Origin of the sequence: Aurantiacibacter sp. MUD61 (genome assembly GCF_027912455.1) — a bacterium.
GTDB lineage: Bacteria > Pseudomonadota > Alphaproteobacteria > Sphingomonadales > Sphingomonadaceae > Alteraurantiacibacter.
In genome coordinates this window covers 1,116,566-1,134,095 of sequence record NZ_CP115446.1, presented here as the reverse complement: position 1 = coordinate 1,134,095, position 17,530 = coordinate 1,116,566, and the positions used below count along the sequence as shown (strand labels likewise).

11 protein-coding genes are annotated in these 17,530 nt (G+C 62.0%); 5 read left to right on the top strand and 6 right to left on the bottom strand.

Annotation, left to right across the window (positions count from 1 at the left end):
* Positions 1-194 precede the first annotated feature (194 nt).
* Positions 195-2,375: a M13 family metallopeptidase gene (locus O2N64_RS05390; RefSeq protein ID WP_271079257.1), complete on the bottom strand. Its 2,181-nt coding sequence runs from the start codon at positions 2,373-2,375 to the stop codon at positions 195-197.
* Between the two features lie 131 nt (positions 2,376-2,506).
* Positions 2,507-4,291, bottom strand: coding sequence for an ABC transporter transmembrane domain-containing protein (locus O2N64_RS05385; protein WP_271079256.1), 1,785 nt, complete (start codon positions 4,289-4,291; stop codon positions 2,507-2,509).
* A gap of 255 nt (positions 4,292-4,546) precedes the next feature.
* On the opposite strand from O2N64_RS05385, the gene O2N64_RS05380 reads away from it, so the two are divergent.
* Entirely contained in the window at positions 4,547-5,767 is a 1,221-nt protein-coding gene (locus O2N64_RS05380) for a polyhydroxyalkanoate depolymerase (RefSeq protein ID WP_271079255.1), read from the top strand.
* A 266-nt stretch (positions 5,768-6,033) separates the two neighbouring features.
* Here the strand turns inward: O2N64_RS05380 and O2N64_RS05375 are convergent, their stop codons facing one another.
* Genes O2N64_RS05375 through O2N64_RS05360 form a run of 4 tightly spaced genes read right to left on the bottom strand, consistent with a single transcriptional unit; the run spans position 6,034 to position 9,355 of the window.
* Positions 6,034-6,657 carry a DUF4126 domain-containing protein gene (locus tag O2N64_RS05375; RefSeq protein ID WP_271079254.1) on the bottom strand — a complete coding sequence of 208 codons (624 nt, stop codon included), beginning with the start codon at positions 6,655-6,657 and terminating at the stop codon, positions 6,034-6,036.
* 46 nt (positions 6,658-6,703) lie between these two features.
* Positions 6,704-7,810: an acyltransferase family protein gene (locus O2N64_RS05370; RefSeq protein ID WP_271079253.1), complete on the bottom strand. Its 1,107-nt coding sequence runs from the start codon at positions 7,808-7,810 to the stop codon at positions 6,704-6,706.
* Positions 7,807-9,177: a putative O-glycosylation ligase, exosortase A system-associated gene (locus O2N64_RS05365; RefSeq protein WP_271079252.1), complete on the bottom strand. Its 1,371-nt coding sequence runs from the start codon at positions 9,175-9,177 to the stop codon at positions 7,807-7,809. Before O2N64_RS05365 ends, O2N64_RS05370 begins: the two co-directional genes overlap by 4 nt.
* On the bottom strand, positions 9,170-9,355 hold the full coding sequence (locus tag O2N64_RS05360; protein ID WP_271079251.1) for a hypothetical protein: 186 nt from the start codon (positions 9,353-9,355) through the stop codon (positions 9,170-9,172). Before O2N64_RS05360 ends, O2N64_RS05365 begins: the two co-directional genes overlap by 8 nt.
* A gap of 88 nt (positions 9,356-9,443) precedes the next feature.
* Here O2N64_RS05360 and O2N64_RS05355 point away from each other — a divergent pair, with 88 nt between their 5' ends.
* The 4 genes from O2N64_RS05355 to gltB all read left to right on the top strand — a co-directional run bounded on the left by O2N64_RS05355 (position 9,444) and on the right by gltB (position 17,525).
* Positions 9,444-10,673 carry a TIGR04063 family PEP-CTERM/XrtA system glycosyltransferase gene (locus tag O2N64_RS05355; RefSeq protein ID WP_271079250.1) on the top strand — a complete coding sequence of 410 codons (1,230 nt, stop codon included), beginning with the start codon at positions 9,444-9,446 and terminating at the stop codon, positions 10,671-10,673.
* A 43-nt stretch (positions 10,674-10,716) separates the two neighbouring features.
* Positions 10,717-12,594 (top strand): hypothetical protein, encoded by a 1,878-nt coding sequence (locus tag O2N64_RS05350; protein ID WP_271079249.1) that lies wholly within the window; start codon positions 10,717-10,719, stop codon positions 12,592-12,594.
* Between the two features lie 120 nt (positions 12,595-12,714).
* Complete coding sequence (locus tag O2N64_RS05345; RefSeq protein WP_271079248.1) at positions 12,715-12,861, top strand: hypothetical protein; 147 nt, start codon at positions 12,715-12,717, stop codon at positions 12,859-12,861.
* The gene (gene gltB / locus O2N64_RS05340; RefSeq protein ID WP_442866743.1) at positions 12,858-17,525 is read left to right on the top strand and encodes a glutamate synthase large subunit; all 4,668 of its coding nucleotides are present in this window, start codon (positions 12,858-12,860) and stop codon (positions 17,523-17,525) included. The genes O2N64_RS05345 and gltB overlap by 4 nt, the downstream gene beginning before the upstream one ends.
* The last annotated feature ends 5 nt before the right edge of the window (positions 17,526-17,530 follow it).

Genomic DNA, 17,530 nt, shown 5'->3' with positions numbered 1-17,530 from the left:
GTAGCTCAATGGCGTGGTGGCAGGCCAAGTCAAGCGGAAGTGGCTGCCCACCCCCAACCCCTCCCGCAAGCGGGAGGGGAGCGAGACTTGCCAAGCCGAAGGCGCGGCGTAGTCGCAGCGGGGTGGGCTGCTTACGAAAAGCCCGCCCTCAGCAATGCCGAGGACGGGCTTTTCGAGTTTGGTATGGCAAGCGCTTACCAGATGCGGATGCGCTCTTCCGGGGCCAGGTACAATTCATCGTCTTCGGAGACGTTGAACGCTTCGTACCATGCATCGGTGTGACGCACCGCGTTGTTGAGGCGGAATTCACCCGGGGGGTGGTTCGCCGTCATCACGCGGTTGCGCAGGGATTCCTCACGCTCCATGCCGCGCCAGATCTGCGCGTAACCGAGGAAGAAGCGCTGGTCGCCGGTCAGGCCGTCGATCACAGGGGCTTCCTCACCGCCCAGCGAAAGCTGGTAGGCGCGGTATGCCATCTGCAGGCCGACGACATCGCCCAGCGTTTCACCCATGGACTGCTGCGCGCGCAGGCAGACCGGGCCTTCCGGGCTGTCGACCGGGCAGAAGCTTTCGATATACTCGCCCATGCGTGCGGTGAAGTTTTCGAAGCCTTCACGGTCCGAATCCTGCCACCAGTTGCGCAGCGTGCCGGTAGCATCGAACTGCGAGCCCTGATCGTCGAAACCGTGGCCTATTTCGTGACCGATCACCGCGCCGATGCCGCCATAGTTCACAGCCGGATCAGCGGTGCCATTGAAGAACGGCGGCTGCAGGATCGCGGCGGGGAAGACGATGCGGTTGGTGAGCGGCGAATAATAGGCATTTACCGTCTGCGGCAGCATGCCCCATTCACTGGGATCAACCTGCGTGCCGAGGCGCGAGAGGTTATCATTGATGCCCCATTGGATGGCGCTCATCCGGTTGGCGAGCGGATCGCTGCTGATTTCGATACCGTCATAGGTTTCGAACTCATCCGGATAGCCGATCATCGGCACAAAGCCTTCCAGCTTGGTGCGCGCTTCAGCGAGCGTTTCGGGCGTCATCCACTCGTTCTGATCGAGGAAGCCGCTCATCGCGATGGTCAGATTGCCGACCAGCGCATCCATGCGCTCCTTGCTTTCGGGGGGGAAGAACTGCTCCACATAAAGCGCGCCAAGCTGTTCGCCCAGCATGCCTTCGACAGCGGAGATGCCTCGCTTCCAGCGGGGCTGCTGCTCTTCCAGACCATTGATGGTCTGTCCGTAGAAAGCGAAGTTGACCGCATCGAGCTCGGTCGAGAGCACATCGGCATTACTGCTGAGGAAGCGCACGGCCATATAGGCCTTGATCGTTTCCAGCGGAGTTTCGGTCAGCAGCTGCATCATTGCCGGCAGGCCGCCGCCAATCATGTCGAGCTGCGCCTGCGTGAGGCCGAGTTCCTCGATCTCTTCATCGGTCGGCGGCAGCTGGCTGGCGAGGAAGCGGTCTTCTTCGCCGAACTGGCCGGCTTCAAGAAGCGCTTCGATCGGGAAGTCACCGGCCATGGAGACGAGCTCGTCACGGCTCAGCACATTGTAGGTGAGCTGCGGCACACGCAGCATCTGGCGTGCCCATTCCAGCTCGGCAACGTTGCGCTCGAAAGCGTAAACGGCCTGCGCAGCGGCATCGCCGTCAGCGTAACCGGCAGCTTCAAGCATGGTGCTCAGATATTCGATATAGGCCGCGCGGATTTCGAGATTGCTCTCCGAATCGACGAGGTAATAGTCGCGGTCGGGCAGGCCCATGCCGTTGAAGCCGATCGAGACGTTATAGTTGGTCGGGTTGCGCGCATCGATACCGACGCCTGCGCTCACCAGGCTCGCATAGCCCGGCTGTTCCATCATCCGCACCAGCGCTTCCAGATCGGGCGCGGTGAAGATGTTCTGCAGATAAGGCTGGGCAGGCGCGAGGCCGCTCGCGTCAATCGATTCTACATCGACATAAGCGTTGTAGGCATCCACGATGCGGCGAGCAGTCGTGCCTTCGGCGGGGTTGGAATCGACCAGCTGGCGGATCAGGCCCTGGACGTCGGCAACCGATTTTTCGCGCAGCATGTCGAAAGCACCGAAGCGCTGGCGGTCTGCCGGGATCTCGTTCTGGTCGATCCAGAGGCCGTTGGCATAGGCGTTGAAATCATCGCCCGGATCGAGATCGGTGTTGACGTAATCGAGGCCCACACCCCACTCGCCGAAGTCCATGGTGGGCGTATCGCTGCCACCTTCGTCCTGGCCGACGAGTTCGTCATGAACCAACCCATGCATGTCGCCATCGTGCTGGTGTTCGTCCTGCGCCAAGGCGGGCGCAGTTGCGGCAAGGCTCAATGCCGATGCCGAGGTAATCAAAATCTTGCGGATCATATCCGAGCAGTCCTCTCGTTGATGTCAGGGTAAGCTATGACCAGTTTCGCACAGCAGTGCGGGACGGTTTCTGTCGTTACGATATCGATGTAGCGTTGAATCCGCTCGACGCAAGTCAACGGGCGTGTGGCTCACTTCGCCGCAGGCTCATCGAATTGCAGCGAGGCGAGGCGCGCATAGAGCCCGCCCCTCTCGCTCAGGCTGGCGTGATCGCCCTGCTCCACCATGCGCCCATCTTCCATCACCACGATGCGATCGGCTGCGCGCACGGTGGCGAGGCGGTGGGCGATCACAAGCGTGGTGCGGTTCTCCATCAGATGGTCGAGCGCATCCTGCACCAGCCGCTCGCTTTCGGCATCGAGCGCGCTGGTCGCTTCATCGAGCAGCAGGATCGGCGCATCGCGCAGCAGCGCACGGGCAATCGCCACACGCTGCCGCTGCCCGCCGGAAAGCCGTGCGCCGCCTTCACCCAGGAATGTATCGAGGCCATCGGGCAAAGCGCGCAGGAAGTCCTCGGCATTGGCCGCGCGCGCCGCATCCCAGATCGCCTCCTCATCGGCATCCCACGCGCCGTAGCGCAAATTGTCGCGGGCACTCGCCGCGAAGAGGATGCCTTCCTGCGGGACCAGAGCGATGCGCCGGCGAATGTCGGCCGGATCGGCCTGCGTCAGCGGCACGCCATCGAGCTTGATCGTGCCGGCCTTGGGATCATAGAATCGCTCGACGAGCTGGAAAATCGTTGATTTGCCCGCGCCAGACGGGCCGACGATCGCCACTGTCTCACCCGGCTCCACCGTCAGGCTGAAATCGGCGAGCGCCTCTTCATCAGGGCGGGTGGGATAGCTGAAAGTGACGTTCTGGAATGCAAGGCCGCCGCGCGGCGGTGTGGGCAGGGACTGCGGACGGGCGGGAGCGGTGATTTCCGGCTCCTCCTCCAGCAATTCGGCCAAACGGCTCGCGGCACCCGCGCCGCGCAAGAGGTCGCCATAGACTTCGGTCAGCGCGCCCAAAGACCCTGCTGCAATAATTCCACCAGTGACGAATGCGGTGATCGTCCCACCCGTAATTGCCCCCTCACTGACGAGTATCGCGCCCCGCCACAGTAGCAGCACGATGGCCCCGAAGATTAGTGTCATGATGGTCGCGGTCATCACCGCGCGCAGCAAAATACGTCTTTTGGCGACAGCAAACGTGTCCTCTACCGCGCCGCGAAAACGCTCCGCCTCGCGAAATTCTTGATTGAAACCCTGCACGATTTTCATCGAAGAAAGCACTTCGGTGGTGATCCCGCCGACATCGGCGACCCGATCTTGGCTGGTCCTGCTCACCGCTCTTAGGCGACGTCCAAATACCGCAATGGGGATAATCACCAATGGGATTCCGGCCAGCAACCAGACTGTGAGCTGCGGGGCTAGATAAAACAGGCCTCCAATACTGAGAATCGCCATGATCGAATTGCGCAGCGCGACCGAAATGGTCGTGCCGACTATCGTTTCGATAATCGCCGTGTCAGACGTCATCCGGCTGCTGATTTCCTTCGGACTGTTTTCTTCGAAGAAACTCGGCGAGAGGCGCAACAGGTTCGAATAGACCCGGTGGCGAATGTCGGCGACCACGCGTTCGCCAATCCAACTGACGAAATAGAAGCGCAGCGCCGTACCGACGCCCAGCACGCAAACGAGAAGCAACAGGTACCGGAACCAGCGAGAAATATCGCCGTCACCACCAAAGCCGCGATCGACCACCAGCTTGAGGCCAAACGGAATCGCCAGGGACATCACGGCAGCTGTCACTAATAGAGCGATAATCGCGAAGGTGAGCTGCGTCGGATACTTCTTAGCCTCCCGCACAATCATGCGCAGGGGCTTCAGGCTCTTGGCCGGTTTCGGATCGTCTGCCGTTTGGGGAAGCGCCATAAGTGTTTTCGGACGTAGCCCAATGCGCGGCCCCGTCAACCCGGACTGCGGTCTGCCAACGACCCTCCAGCCATGAATTTTCCACTACCGCAGTGCGGAATCGTCATGCCGCATTGCAACATCGCTAAAAAAGGGGCATGTCAGCGCAACTCGCGCACATGCCCATAATGGCAGGCGCACGAATCCGGCCCGCGGGGAGAGGACATTACCGTCCAGCCATGACGCGGAGCCACCACACGCAGGGGATGCGACAACTTGCTTTATTCCGCATATGAAATGCAAAAGGCCTGGTTCAGCTCGGCCAGCAACTGGGCGACCGTGGGTGCACGGCTGCTCGACAATCCATCACTGCCGATGGGATATTTCGGCATGGGACCCGCCGCCGCCAGCGCGCTGAAGCTCTTCGCGCATCTTTATGAAGAGCGTGGGAAGCCCGATTTCGACATCCAGCCGGTGGACGTGGACGGCACGCTGACACCCGTTTCTGAAACTGTGGTATTGGAAAAGGCCTTCGGTTCGCTGCGCCGGTTCAAGCGGGACGACCTGCCGAAAGACGCGCCCAAACTGCTGATCGTTGCCCCGATGAGCGGCCATTACGCCACGCTGCTGCGTGGCACGGTGCAGCGCATGGTGGAAAATCAGGAAGTCTGGATTACCGATTGGGCCGATGCACGTACGGTTCCGCTGTCCGAAGGCCATTTCGACCTCGATGACTATATCGATTACCTGATCGAATTTCTGCAATTCATCGGAAAAGGTGCGCATGTGCTCGCCGTGTGCCAGCCTTCGGTCCCCGCTTTCGCGGCCACCGCAGTGATGGCTGCAGCAAAGGATCCGTGCCGTCCCAAGACGCTGACCATGATGGGCGGACCGATCGACACTCGCGCCAGCCCGACCAGCGTGAACGACCTCGCGATGGAAAAGCCGCTGAGCTGGTTCGAGAACAATGTGATCGCGACCGTGCCGATCAACTATCCGGGCGCGGGGCGCAAAGTCTATCCGGGCTTTCTGCAGCTTGCCGGCTTCATCAGCATGAACCTCGCCGATCACATGATGAGCCATTACGAAATGTTCAAACACATGACGATTGGCGATCACGACAGCGCCGATCGCACGAAGCAGTTCTACGACGAATATCTCTCCGTCTGCGACATGACCGAGGAATTCTACCTGCAGACCATCGTGCATGTGTTCCAGGAACATTCGCTGCCCAAGGGCGAATTCGTCCATCGCGGCAAGGCGATCGATCCCGATGCCATTCGCGATACCGCGCTCTTGTGCATCGAGGGCGAGTTGGATGACATTTCCGGCATCGGCCAGACCCGCGCCGCGCTCGATCTCGCCGAGCATTTGCCGATGTCCAAGAAGAAATACCACCTCGCACGCGATTGCGGGCACTATGGTATTTTCAACGGCAGCAAATGGCGCGAGCGTATTGCGCCGGTTGTCGAGGAATGGATGCGGGCGAATTCTTGATTTTCGAGGGCGCATCCGCGCCCTCGTCCTCGGTGCTATTCGCTCCGGCGGGACTGCGTTCCGCCTACGCGGCACCTGCGGGTCGCGCCGTGCGCTCGGTCGCTGACCTTCGGCCAGCGAGACCAGCACTTCAATTGATCGATTTCGCGGAGCACGCTCGGCGACCAGCCGAGGGCAAGGCCGAACGGCCGTCCGCAGCGGGCGCAGCTTGCCTGCGCGTATAGCGAGGACGAAAGCGCGGATGCGCTTTCGAAAAACAAACAAACTCAAACCGACCCCTCGCTTACATCCCTCTTCCCGAACACCCGCTTCAGCAAGCGCCTGAGCATGATCACCGTCCCGATAGCCAGCGCCAGCAGGACCAGCGCCACGCCCGCTGCGGCCCAGGGGTATTCGTAGACGAACCACAACAGACCGATTGTCGCGACATCCTCTGCGGTGGACATGGCGATATTGCTGACGGGTTCGGGGCTTGTGTTGATCGCCGCGCGGGCGCCTGCCTTGCCGCCATGTGAAAGCAGTGCTCCGCCGCCGCCGAGGAGGAAGGCGAGCACTTGCAGCGCCGGATCGCCGGGATCGACGATGGCGAGCGACAACAGCGCACCGCCAATCGGGCGCACCAGCGTGTGGACCGTGTCCCACGCGCTATCGAGCCATGGTATCTTGTCGGCAAAAAATTCCGCCAGCGCGCCGAAAGCGGCCACGCCCATCACCCAGGGATTGGCGAGTATTTGCAGCGATTCGAGATGTTCGGGGAGCGGCACATGGCCGGTGCTCATTGCAAGCCCGGTCGCGAAAATGACGAGGTACAGCCGCCAGCCCGCGAGCAAGCTCATGCTGCCCGCTATGCCGATGATTTCCATGATGCCGAGCGACGCTGTCCCATCCATGCGCGTGAGTATTCCCGCACATTGCGCAAATGTCGAGATTGCGCGTCTATTCGGCGGGAACTGCGCTGCGCCGCTTTGATGGCGCAAATCGATTGAGCGCGCGCTGGGCCGGCTTTTCCAGCAAACCATAGGCGAGGTGGCTCAGGATAAGGAGGGCCACACAATAGATCGCAAATCCGCCGGGACCGATCTGCGCGGCATCGTCTGCCAGCACGATCTTGGCCAGGATGAAAAGCGGGAAGTGGATGAGGTAGGTCGCATAGCTGATATCGCCCAGCCACTCGAAGACGCGCCCACCCAGCAGCCGGGCGGCGGGACCAGTAGAAAGCGCGAGGCCGATCAGGGAAGCGGCAAAGCCTAACGGGACGAGCAACGTCTCGGCGCGTTGGGTGAGCGCCCAGGAGGCGAGCAGTGCGAAGCCCAGCAATGCGGGCCACAGCGCTTTCACCGCGCCATTGCGCCAGCGCAGCCACAGCAGCGCGAGCATCATGCCGATCGTGAATTGCAGCACGCAGCGCAGCAAGCCGAGCCTTGTGATCTCTTCCCCCAAAGTCGCGGCGCCGAATGCCGTGAACACTCCTGCCAGAGCCAAAGCACAGGCCAAAATCATCACGATGAGCGCAGGCACGCGCCATTCCTCCCATCGCACCGCGAGCACGAGGAAGGGAAACACCACATAGGCGCCCATCTCGGCGCTGATCGACCAAGCCGGGTGGTTCCAGCTTAGCGCGTCGGTGAAGCCCCAATTCTGGAGCAGCAGCACGTGCAGCGGCAGTTCGGCAAAGGGATAGCCATCGGTCGGGCGACCGGTCACCACGAGCAGCACGGCAAATCCCACCATCGCCAGCAGCACGGCGATATGCAGCGGCCAGATACGCGCCACGCGCCGCCACCAGAAATCGGGGGCGCCTGCCAGACCGCCTGCCCTGAGGCGCGGCCCGTAGTTGAGCCACATGACGAAGCCCGAGAGCATGAAGAACAGGTCCACGGCGAGATAGCCCCGCGCGAACACGCCGATCAGCGGCTCAGGCACCCAGCCGGTGAGCGAAAGCCGCGCGTGGTAGAGCACCACGAACCAGGCAGCGATCCCGCGAGTGCCCGTGAGCGCGGGCAGGTGCGGGGGCCGCTCAGGTGGAGCGATGACGGTGGTCACGCAGAAGCCTCTGCAGGCTGGCGGTTCTTCAGCCACGGACGCGTTTCGGCGGTCTCATCCCGCTTGTCGCGGCGCAGGATCGTGGCGAGGGCAATTTCCAGGCCCACCATCATGAAGATAAAGGGCTGGTAGCCCACCCCGATAAACAGCGCGCCGACCAGATAGATGACGTGGCCATGCTGCAATGCAGTCGCGAAGCCGCGCCATTTCACCGCCTCTTCATCCTTGAAGCGGGCATAGCGGCGGCGAACGCGCTCCATGCTGATAAGGCCGGTCAAATGGATCGCCAGCCAGATCGCAAAACCGAAATAGCCCTGCTCGCCCAGCACTTCGAAATAGGCAGAGTGATAGGCGCGGCTTTCCTCGGTAATTTCGACATATTCGACCTGCTGCGTCTCGCCCAGCTCGGTCACATTGCGGGTGTTGTAGGTGAAGCTGTTGCCGCGATAGGCATCGAAACCGCCGCCCTTGGGATTGGCCGCCACATAGTCGAGCGTCCATTGCCAGACCGCTACGCGCGTCGAGGCGGACTGGTCCGACTGGTGATCGGTGATGGTCGCCATGCGCTCTGTATATTGCGCGGGCAGGAAGGGAATCGCCACCAGCACGGCAGCCGCAGCCATGCCGGCGAAAAGGAATTTGTGCTTCACGCTGCGTAGCATCAGCGCCGCCAGCACGGCGATGCAGACAAGCCCGGTGCGAGTCTGCGTGCCGATGGGGGTGAGCAGCGCGGCAAAAGTCAGCGCGAGGGCGAAAGCCCAGGCCAGCCGCCTCTCGGTAATGATCGTGGAATAGCGCGCGACCCACAGGATCAGCGGGATCATTGTAATCGCCACGGTGGACAGCGTGCTGCCTTCATAAAGGCCGCTATTTTCCTGCACCAGCGATGCGAGCGTTCCGTACCCGCCCCCGCCGGAGAACACCGTTTTGATGCCAGCCGGAATGATGATCGTCGCCGCGCTCAGCACCATGACCAGCGCCGCCGATTCGAGCCTTAACTTGGTCCGCAATGTCAGCGGCAGGAAAGCGGCGAAGACGAGGCCTTTCCAGACCCAGTCCCATTTCTCCCATGCCGAATCCTGGAACTCCGCGCCCAGGGTCGTGTAGCCGCACCACAGCAACAGCATGATGATCAGCCCCTGCCGGACAGAGGGCCTGCTGCCCTGCTTGTTGTCGAGCAGGATGTAGCCGCCGAAGGCTGCAAGGAAGACGATCAGCGAGACCTGCAGGCTGGTGAGGAAACCCCACGCAACCTTCTGCGGCGCGACGATATCGACATAGATATAGAGCAGCACCCACAGGAAGGGGCGCTTGAAGCCCATCGTTAGCATGGCCGCGATGAAGGCGAACAGCAGGATATCACGCATCGCCTGCGCCCTCCGGCTGTTCGGCCGCTGCGGGGCTATCGCCAGACCCACGCTCCCACGGGCGCAGCGCCTTGCCATCCCCCGGATTGTCAAAATCGAGATCTTCCCGGAACAGCATGCGCCAGCCGACCAGAAGGATCAGGCCGTGCGTCAGCAGGATGGAGAAAATATCGATCACAAAAGCTGTTCCCGAGTGCGGTTCAGCCTCGCCCATACGCGCAAGCTCTTGACGCTGCGTTAAGCAAGATGTGGCAGAGGCACCGGCGATGACCCGGATTTTGCACGTTCTCGACCATTCATTGCCGCTGCACAGCGGCTATACCTTTCGCACGCGCGCAATCCTGACCGCGCAGAAAGCGATGGGGCTGGAAGTGCGCGGCATTACCGGTCTGCGCCACAGCATGGACGGCCCGCCAGTCGAAGAAGTGGACGGCCTCACTTTCCACCGCACGCCGGGCAAGGCGGAAGGACCCGCTGGCCTGAAGGAATGGCGGGAAATCGGCGCGCTTGCCGATGCGATCGTGGCGCTGGCCAAGGAATGGCGGCCCGACATTCTCCATGCCCATTCGCCCGCGCTCGATGGCCTTGCTGCGGTGCGTGCAGGCAAGAAGCTCGGAATACCGGTGGTCTATGAAATTCGCGCCTTCTGGGAAGATGCCGCTGTCGGCAATCTCACCTCGGCCGAAGGTTCAATCAAATACCGCCTGACGCGCCAGCTCGAGAACATGGCGGTGAGCGGAGCGGACCATGTGATGACGATCTGCGAAGGGCTGAAGGGCGATCTCGTCTCGCGCGGTGTCTCGCCGGACAAGATCGGCATCATGCCCAACGGCGTCGACCTAACGATGTTCGGCGAGCCAGCCGCGCGCGATGACGCGCTCACTGAGCAGCTTGACCTTGGCGCAGGTCCGGTGATCGGCTTTATCGGCAGCTTCTACGATTACGAGGGGCTGGACGATCTGATCGCCGCCATGCCCATGCTGATAGAGCGCCATCCCGACGCGCGGCTGCTGATGGTCGGCGGCGGGCCGATGGCAGACGAGCTGAAAGCACAGGCAGAGGTCTCTCCGGTCGCCGATGCGATCTGCTTTACCGGGCGCGTGCCGCATTCCGAAGTCGAACGCTATTACGCGCTCACCGACATCATGGCCTATCCACGCAAGAAAAGCCGCCTGACCGATCTCGTGACCCCGCTCAAGCCGCTGGAGGCCATGGCGCAGATGAAGCTCGTCGCCGCGAGCGATGTCGGCGGTCACCGGGAGCTGATCACCCATGGCGAAACCGGCGTGCTGTTCGCGCCCGACGATGCGGCAGACTGCGCGAAGGCGCTCGCCGATCTGCTCGATGCGCGCGGGGATTGGGATGCCTATCGCGAGCGCGGCCGCACGCATGTCCGCACCAATCATGACTGGCACCGCAATGCACAGCGTTATCAGGTCGTTTACCAAAGCTTGCTAGGGCACCCGGTGAATAGCCAGACGTCGGCTGCTGCGTGATACTCAGCATGCAGGTGACCGGGCGCCAGAATAGGATGTGATCGTGGCATCAATGCCGATGGATCAAAAGCAGAGTTCACGCAGTGGCGGCAAGCCGCCGGTCAGCGCGCATCCGGCCTTTCCGGCCGTTGTGGCGCTGTGGTTTGCTGCGCTGCTGGGCCTCGGCAGCCTTATCCTGCCTGTGCAATTGATTGAACGATTGGTGACCGCCACTGGCATCGCCTCGCTCATCCCCGCAGCTGCACCGCCACTTGGCTTCACTGCCCGTGCCGCCATTGCGCTGGTCGCCACTATCCTTGGCGCGCTGATCGGTGTCGTCGCAGCACGCCGTGTTGCAGCCATCAAAGCCAGCGATGATCTGGACGATGACCTGCTGGAGGACGCCAGTGAGCCTCGCTTTGCGCGCCAGCCTTTCAACGCCGAAATGGATCTGGAAGAAGACGGCATCGAGCCCGATGCTGAAGATTTCGACGAAATCGACGAAGAGCCCGCACCCGCGCTGACAAAGCGCCGCCGCGCGCTGGCGATGGAGGAGGAAGAAGGGCCGAGCGAGTTCCTCGTTGCCGCTCCCCTTCCGGGCGCAGCCGAGGAGACAGATTACATCGACCTCGATCAGCCGCTCGATCTCGATGCCGAGTCAGCGGTCGAGGAAGAAGACGAGGCTACTTTGGAGAACCAGTCCGGGCGGCAGGAATTTGTCGCCGCGCCTGCTCCGATCTCTCACGAGGAAGCGCCTGTCGATGAGCCCGAAGCGGTCGAATCCGAGCAGATGCCCGAACCACTGCCGTTCTCACCCCCTTCGATGATGCGCCAATTCGACAATTCGGACGCTGAAGGCGATAGCCGCCCCTTCGATGCGCCTGCCGACCAGTCGGACGCTGCAGGAGACGCCAGCGAAGAGGATAGCGGCGAAACCGAATCACCTGAGGACACCATGCCGGACAAACAGATTTTCAATGCCGCAGCCCCGGCAGTGCCCGTCGCTTTTGACGAGCAGACCAGCGAGAGCTCCGCACCCGTCCAGCAAGCCGAAACCGGTGAGCCGGTCGAACCCGAAGCAGACGGTGGTGGCCTTGTCCAATTGGTGCAGAAACTCGGCGATACGCTGGAAAAGCATCGCGAGTGGAGCGCCCAGCGCGCGGCGGAAACGCCCGCACCCGTGCCTGCCCCCGCTCCTTTTGCCGCGCCGCAGGAAGCAGCAGAGGAAAGCGCTCCCGCTCCCGTTCCGCAGGTTTTCGAAGCTGCCCCGCCTGAAGATGCTGCCGAAGCCATGGCTGCCTATTTCAACAAGCCTGCCGAAAGCGATCCGGAACATCCGAGCGTGCCTCGGCCTGCGCCGGGCGAGGCTTATGCTCCGCTGTCGGCCAGCATGCGTCTGAGCGACGATGTCGAGGATGATGAAGAAGAAGATGCCGACGATCTGTCCGAGATTGCCGCGTCTTTCTCTCTGCCGCTCAAGCAGCAAAGCGCTACGCCTGCGCCTGCGCCCGCTCCTCAGACCGCAACGCCTACGCCGCGGCCTTCTTTCGATATTCCGCCTCCTTCGCCGAGCGCACCGGCTGAAGTGGCCGAGTTTGACGAAGCCGAAGAGCCGGCTGGCGAAAGCGTTGTTGAAGACGAGCCAGGCACGCAGCCAGCCGGCTATTCGCGCGATGCCGCCTATGGCTCGCTCTCTTCGATCAACAATCCATTCAAGCAGAACGCCACCGATTTCGTGCGCATTGAAGAGGCCGAGCCGGCCGCAGAAGCGCCGCGTCCGGCAGTCGTCTTTCCGCATCAGGAGGCACGCCAGCCCAAGCCGCAAGCATTGGCTGAGGCAAGCGCAGCCCCTGCACCGCAGCCGCGCAAATCGGCATCGAACGATGACAATGAGCGCGCTCTGCGCGAAGCGCTGATGAACCTACAACGCATGAGCAAATAAGCACAGCGCGCGGGGGCATTCCGCTCCCTCGCCGCAACGCACTACCAATACGAAGCCTCGGGGTCAGGGCGTGCATAGGTTTGCACCGCCCTTCTACCCCCTTGTGCGCTGCAGCAAAACTTGCAAAAGACGTTTCATGTCGCCATAGCGGCGGCTCACGACATTTTCGTGCAGCCGCGTGCTGGAGTTTCGCAATTCGTTACCGATGAAACCGGTTTCGGACGCGCGCTCTATCCGTCTCGCAACATGGAAGAGTATTGCAATTGACCGAGTATCGTGCCGATTTTCCCCAGGCCCAGGGCCTGTATGACAGCGTAAACGAACATGACAATTGCGGCATGGGCTTCGTCGCGCATATCAAAGGCGGGAAATCGCACGACATTATTACGCAGGCGCTGGAAATCCTCGCCAATCTCGATCACCGCGGCGCCGTGGGTGCGGACCCGCTTTTGGGCGATGGCGCAGGTATCCTGATCCAGATTCCGGACAAGCTCTATCGCCGCTGGGCGGATGGCGAAGGCCTGATACTGCCCCAGCCGGGCGATTACGCTGTCGCCATGTGCTTCATGCCGCAGGATGAAGAGGCCCGCGATTTCATCACCGGCCAATTCGAGAAATTCATCGCCAAGGAAGGCCAGCAGCTGATCGGCTGGCGCGATGTACCGACGACCGAGACAGGCCTTGGCAAGGCCGTGCTGGAAAGCATGCCGGTGATCCGCCAGTGCTTCATCGCGCGCGGAGACAATTGCCCCGACCAGGACGCTTTCGAGCGCAAGCTCATCGTCATCCGCAAGCAGACGCAGAACCCGCTGAAAGAGCTGGCTGAAAAGCATGACATGCCGGGCCTGACCAAGCTCTACATGCCCAGCTTCTCCAGCCGCACCGTCGTTTACAAAGGCCTGCTGCTCGCCAATCAGGTCGGCAGTTTCTACGACGATCTGCGCGATCCCGATTGCCAGAGCGCATTGGGCCTCGTGCACCAGCGCTTCTCTACCAACACTTTCCCCAGCTGGCGTCTGGCCCAGCCCTTCCGCCTTATCTGCCACAATGGCGAGATCAATACGGTACGCGGTAATGTGAACTGGATGAACGCCCGCCGCCGTACGATGGAAAGCGAGCTGCTGGGTGCCGATCTCGACAAGCTGTGGCCGATCGTGCCGCACGGCCAGTCCGACACCGCCTGCCTCGACAATGCGCTCGAGCTGCTGCTGCTCGGCGGATACAGCCTCGCCCATGCGATGATGATGCTGATCCCGGAGGCATGGGCCAAGAACGACCTCATGGATCCCAAGCGCCGGGCTTTTTACGAATACCATGCTGCGCTGATGGAGCCATGGGATGGGCCCGCTTCGGTCGCCTTCACCGATGGCCGCCAGATTGCCGCCACGCTCGACCGTAACGGCCTCCGCCCCGCGCGCTATTGCGTGACCAAGGACGATCTCGTCTGCCTCGCTTCGGAAAGCGGCGTGCTGCCTTTCGCGGAAGAGGACATCACCCGGAAATGGCGCCTGCAGCCGGGCCGCATGCTTCTCATCGACCTCGAGGAAGAGCGTATTATCGAGGATGAGGAGCTCAAAAACGAGCTCGCCAATGCGCATCCTTACGAGGAATGGCTGCGCGCCGCGCAATACAAGCTGAAGGACCTCGAAGCGATCGAGACCGATGACGAGGCGGTGCAGCAGCACGAAGTCTCGCTGCTCGATCGCCAGCAGGCCTTTGGCTACACGCAGGAAGACATTTCGCGCTTTCTCGAGCCGATGGCGGTGGCGGGCGACGATCCGATCGGATCGATGGGTACCGACACGCCGATTGCCGTGCTCTCCAAGCGCAGCCGCCTGCTCTACGATTACTTCAAGCAGAACTTCGCGCAGGTCACCAACCCGCCGATCGATCCGATCCGCGAAGAGCTGGTGATGAGCCTGCTGACGATGGTCGGCCCGCGCCCGAACCTGCTGGGCCGGGAGGCCGGCACGCACAAGCGCCTCGAAATCAGCCAACCGATACTGACAAATAGCGGGATGGAGAAAATCCGCTCGGTCGAGAGCGTGCTCGACGGCGCCTTCCGTACCGAGACGATCGACATCACCTGGGATGTGGACAGCGGGGCAGAGGGCCTCGAAATGGCGATCAAGGAAATGTGCTGGGCCGCGACCGAAGCGGTGCTGCAGGACAAGAACATCCTGATCCTGTCCGACCGTGCACAGGGGCCGGACCGCATTCCCATGCCCGCCCTTCTCGCCACGGCTGCGGTGCACCACCAGCTGACCCGGCAGGGCCTGCGCATGCAGACCGGCATCGTCGTCGAAACCGGCGAAGCGCGCGAAGTGCATCATTTCTGCGTGCTGGCGGGCTACGGCGCGGAAGCGATCAATCCTTACCTCGCCTTCGAGACGCTGGAGGACATCCGCCAACGCAAGGCGCCTGAACTGACCACCAAAGAGGTCGAGAAGAATTACCAGAAGGCGGTCGGCAAAGGCATCATGAAAGTGATGTCCAAAATGGGTATCTCCACCTACCAGTCCTATTGCGGGGCGCAGATTTTCGATGCGGTGGGCCTGTCCTCCGAATTCGTAGAGCGCTTCTTCACCCGCACCGCGACCACCATCGAAGGCATCGGCCTGAAGGAAGTCGCGCAGGAGACCGTGCGCCGCCATGCCGAGGCCTATGGCGATAACCCGATCTACAAGAACATGCTCGATGTCGGCGGCATCTACCAATACCGGCTGCGCGGCGAAGAGCATGCCTGGACGCCTGCCAATATCGCCGACCTGCAGCATGCCGTGCGCAGCGAGCCGGGACAGAATGCGCAGGATCGCTACAGGGCCTTTGCCAAGTCGGTGAACGAACAGGCCGAGCGCCTGCTGACCATTCGTGGCCTGATGGAATTAAAACCGGCCAACGATCCAATCCCGCTCGAAGAGGTCGAGAGCGCGGAAGATATCGTCAAGCGCTTCAGCACGGGCGCGATGAGCTTCGGCTCGATAAGCCATGAAGCGCATTCGACACTCGCCATCGCGATGAACCGGATCGGCGGCCGTTCGAATACCGGCGAAGGCGGTGAGGAGCCGTTCCGTTTCCAGCCGCTCGACAATGGCGATTCCATGCGCAGCCGGATCAAGCAGGTTGCTAGTGGCCGCTTCGGCGTGACCACCGAATATCTCGCCAATTCGGACGATATCCAGATCAAGATGGCGCAGGGCGCAAAGCCCGGCGAAGGCGGCCAGCTGCCCGGCCACAAAGTGGACAAGCGCATCGGTAAGGTGCGGCATTCCACTCCGGGTGTGGGCCTCATCTCGCCGCCGCCGCATCACGATATCTACTCGATCGAAGACCTCGCGCAGCTGATTCACGATCTGAAGAACGTGAATCCTGCCGCGCGCATTTCGGTCAAGCTCGTATCCGAAGTGGGCGTGGGCACGGTGGCCGCAGGCGTTTCCAAGGCGCGTGCCGACCATGTGACCATTTCGGGCTATGAAGGCGGCACGGGCGCATCGCCGCTCACCAGCCTCACCCACGCCGGCAGCCCGTGGGAAATCGGCCTCGCCGAAACGCAGCAGACTTTGCTCCTCAACAATCTGCGCAGCCGCATCGCGGTGCAGGTGGATGGCGGCCTGCGCACCGGGCGCGATGTCGCGATCGGCGCATTGCTGGGCGCGGACGAATTCGGCTTTGCTACGGCTCCGCTGATCGCGGCGGGCTGCATCATGATGCGCAAGTGTCACCTTAACACCTGCCCCGTGGGCGTCGCCACGCAGAATCCGGAGCTGCGCAAGCGCTTCGTCGGCACGCCGGAGCATGTGATCAATTACTTCTTCTTCATCGCCGAAGAGCTGCGCGAGATCATGGCCGAAATGGGCTTCCGCACGGTGGAGGAGATGATCGGCCGGGTGGACCGCATCGACATGAACCGCGCCATCCGTCACTGGAAGGCGGACGGGGTGGACCTTTCCCGCCTGCTTCACACGGTCGAGCCGCCCGAAGGCAAGGAGCTGTTCCATACGGAAACGCAGGAGCACGGCCTTGAAAACGCGCTCGACAACGAGCTTATCACTGCCTGCGCCCCGGCGCTGGAACGCGGCGAAAGCGTTCAGGTGGAGCGCGAAGTCCGCAATGTTAACCGCACCGTCGGCACAATGCTGTCGGGCGAAATCGCCAAGCAACATGGCCACGCAGGCCTTCCGGTCGATACCGTCCGCGTGAACTTCACCGGCACGGCGGGGCAGAGCTTTGCTGCATGGCTGGCGCATGGCGTGACGCTGGATCTGGTGGGCGATGCCAATGACTATGTCGGCAAGGGCTTGTCCGGTGGCCGCGTGATCGTTCGCCAGCCCGACGGCGTGGACCGCGATCCGCGCAAGAACATTATCGTCGGCAATACCTGCCTTTACGGCGCGATTTCGGGCGAGGCCTATTTCTGCGGCGTGGCGGGTGAACGCTTTGCCGTGCGCAATTCGGGCGCGGTCGCCGTCGTCGAAGGCACGGGCGATCATGGCTGCGAATATATGACCGGCGGGGTTGTCGCCGTGCTTGGCCGCACGGGCCGCAATTTTGCTGCCGGGATGAGCGGCGGCATCGCCTATGTCTACGACCCCAAAGGCACGTTCCACGAACGCTGCAACATGGCGCAGGTGGAGCTGCAAAAGATCGATCCCATGGCGGACGATCCAGAGGGTATGGGCCTGCCGCAGCAGCGCCCCTCCACCGTGGACGATCTCGGCATGGGCGATCCGCTCTATCACGATGCCGCGCGGCTCAAGATCCTGCTGGAACGCCACAAGCTGCACACCGGCTCTGCCCGCGCGGCAGAAATGCTCGACGATTGGGAAAACACGCTGGGCAAATTCGTTAAGGTCATGCCGAAGGATTATGCGCGCGCTCTGAAGCAGCTTGAGGCTGAGCGCGATGAAGCCGCCATGGAAGCGGCGGAATAAGGGTC

What these genes read in the sequence shown, in the direction of transcription:
- O2N64_RS05355 (WP_271079250.1), top strand. Translation starts at nt 9,444, where the DNA reads ATGACCCGGATTTTGCACGTTCTCGACCATTCATTGCCGCTGCACAGC.
- O2N64_RS05390 (WP_271079257.1), bottom strand. Translation starts at nt 2,375, where the DNA reads ATGATCCGCAAGATTTTGATTACCTCGGCATCGGCATTGAGCCTTGCC.
- O2N64_RS05365 (WP_271079252.1), bottom strand. Translation starts at nt 9,177, where the DNA reads ATGCGTGATATCCTGCTGTTCGCCTTCATCGCGGCCATGCTAACGATG.
- O2N64_RS05385 (WP_271079256.1), bottom strand. Translation starts at nt 4,291, where the DNA reads ATGGCGCTTCCCCAAACGGCAGACGATCCGAAACCGGCCAAGAGCCTG.
- O2N64_RS05375 (WP_271079254.1), bottom strand. Translation starts at nt 6,657, where the DNA reads ATGGATGGGACAGCGTCGCTCGGCATCATGGAAATCATCGGCATAGCG.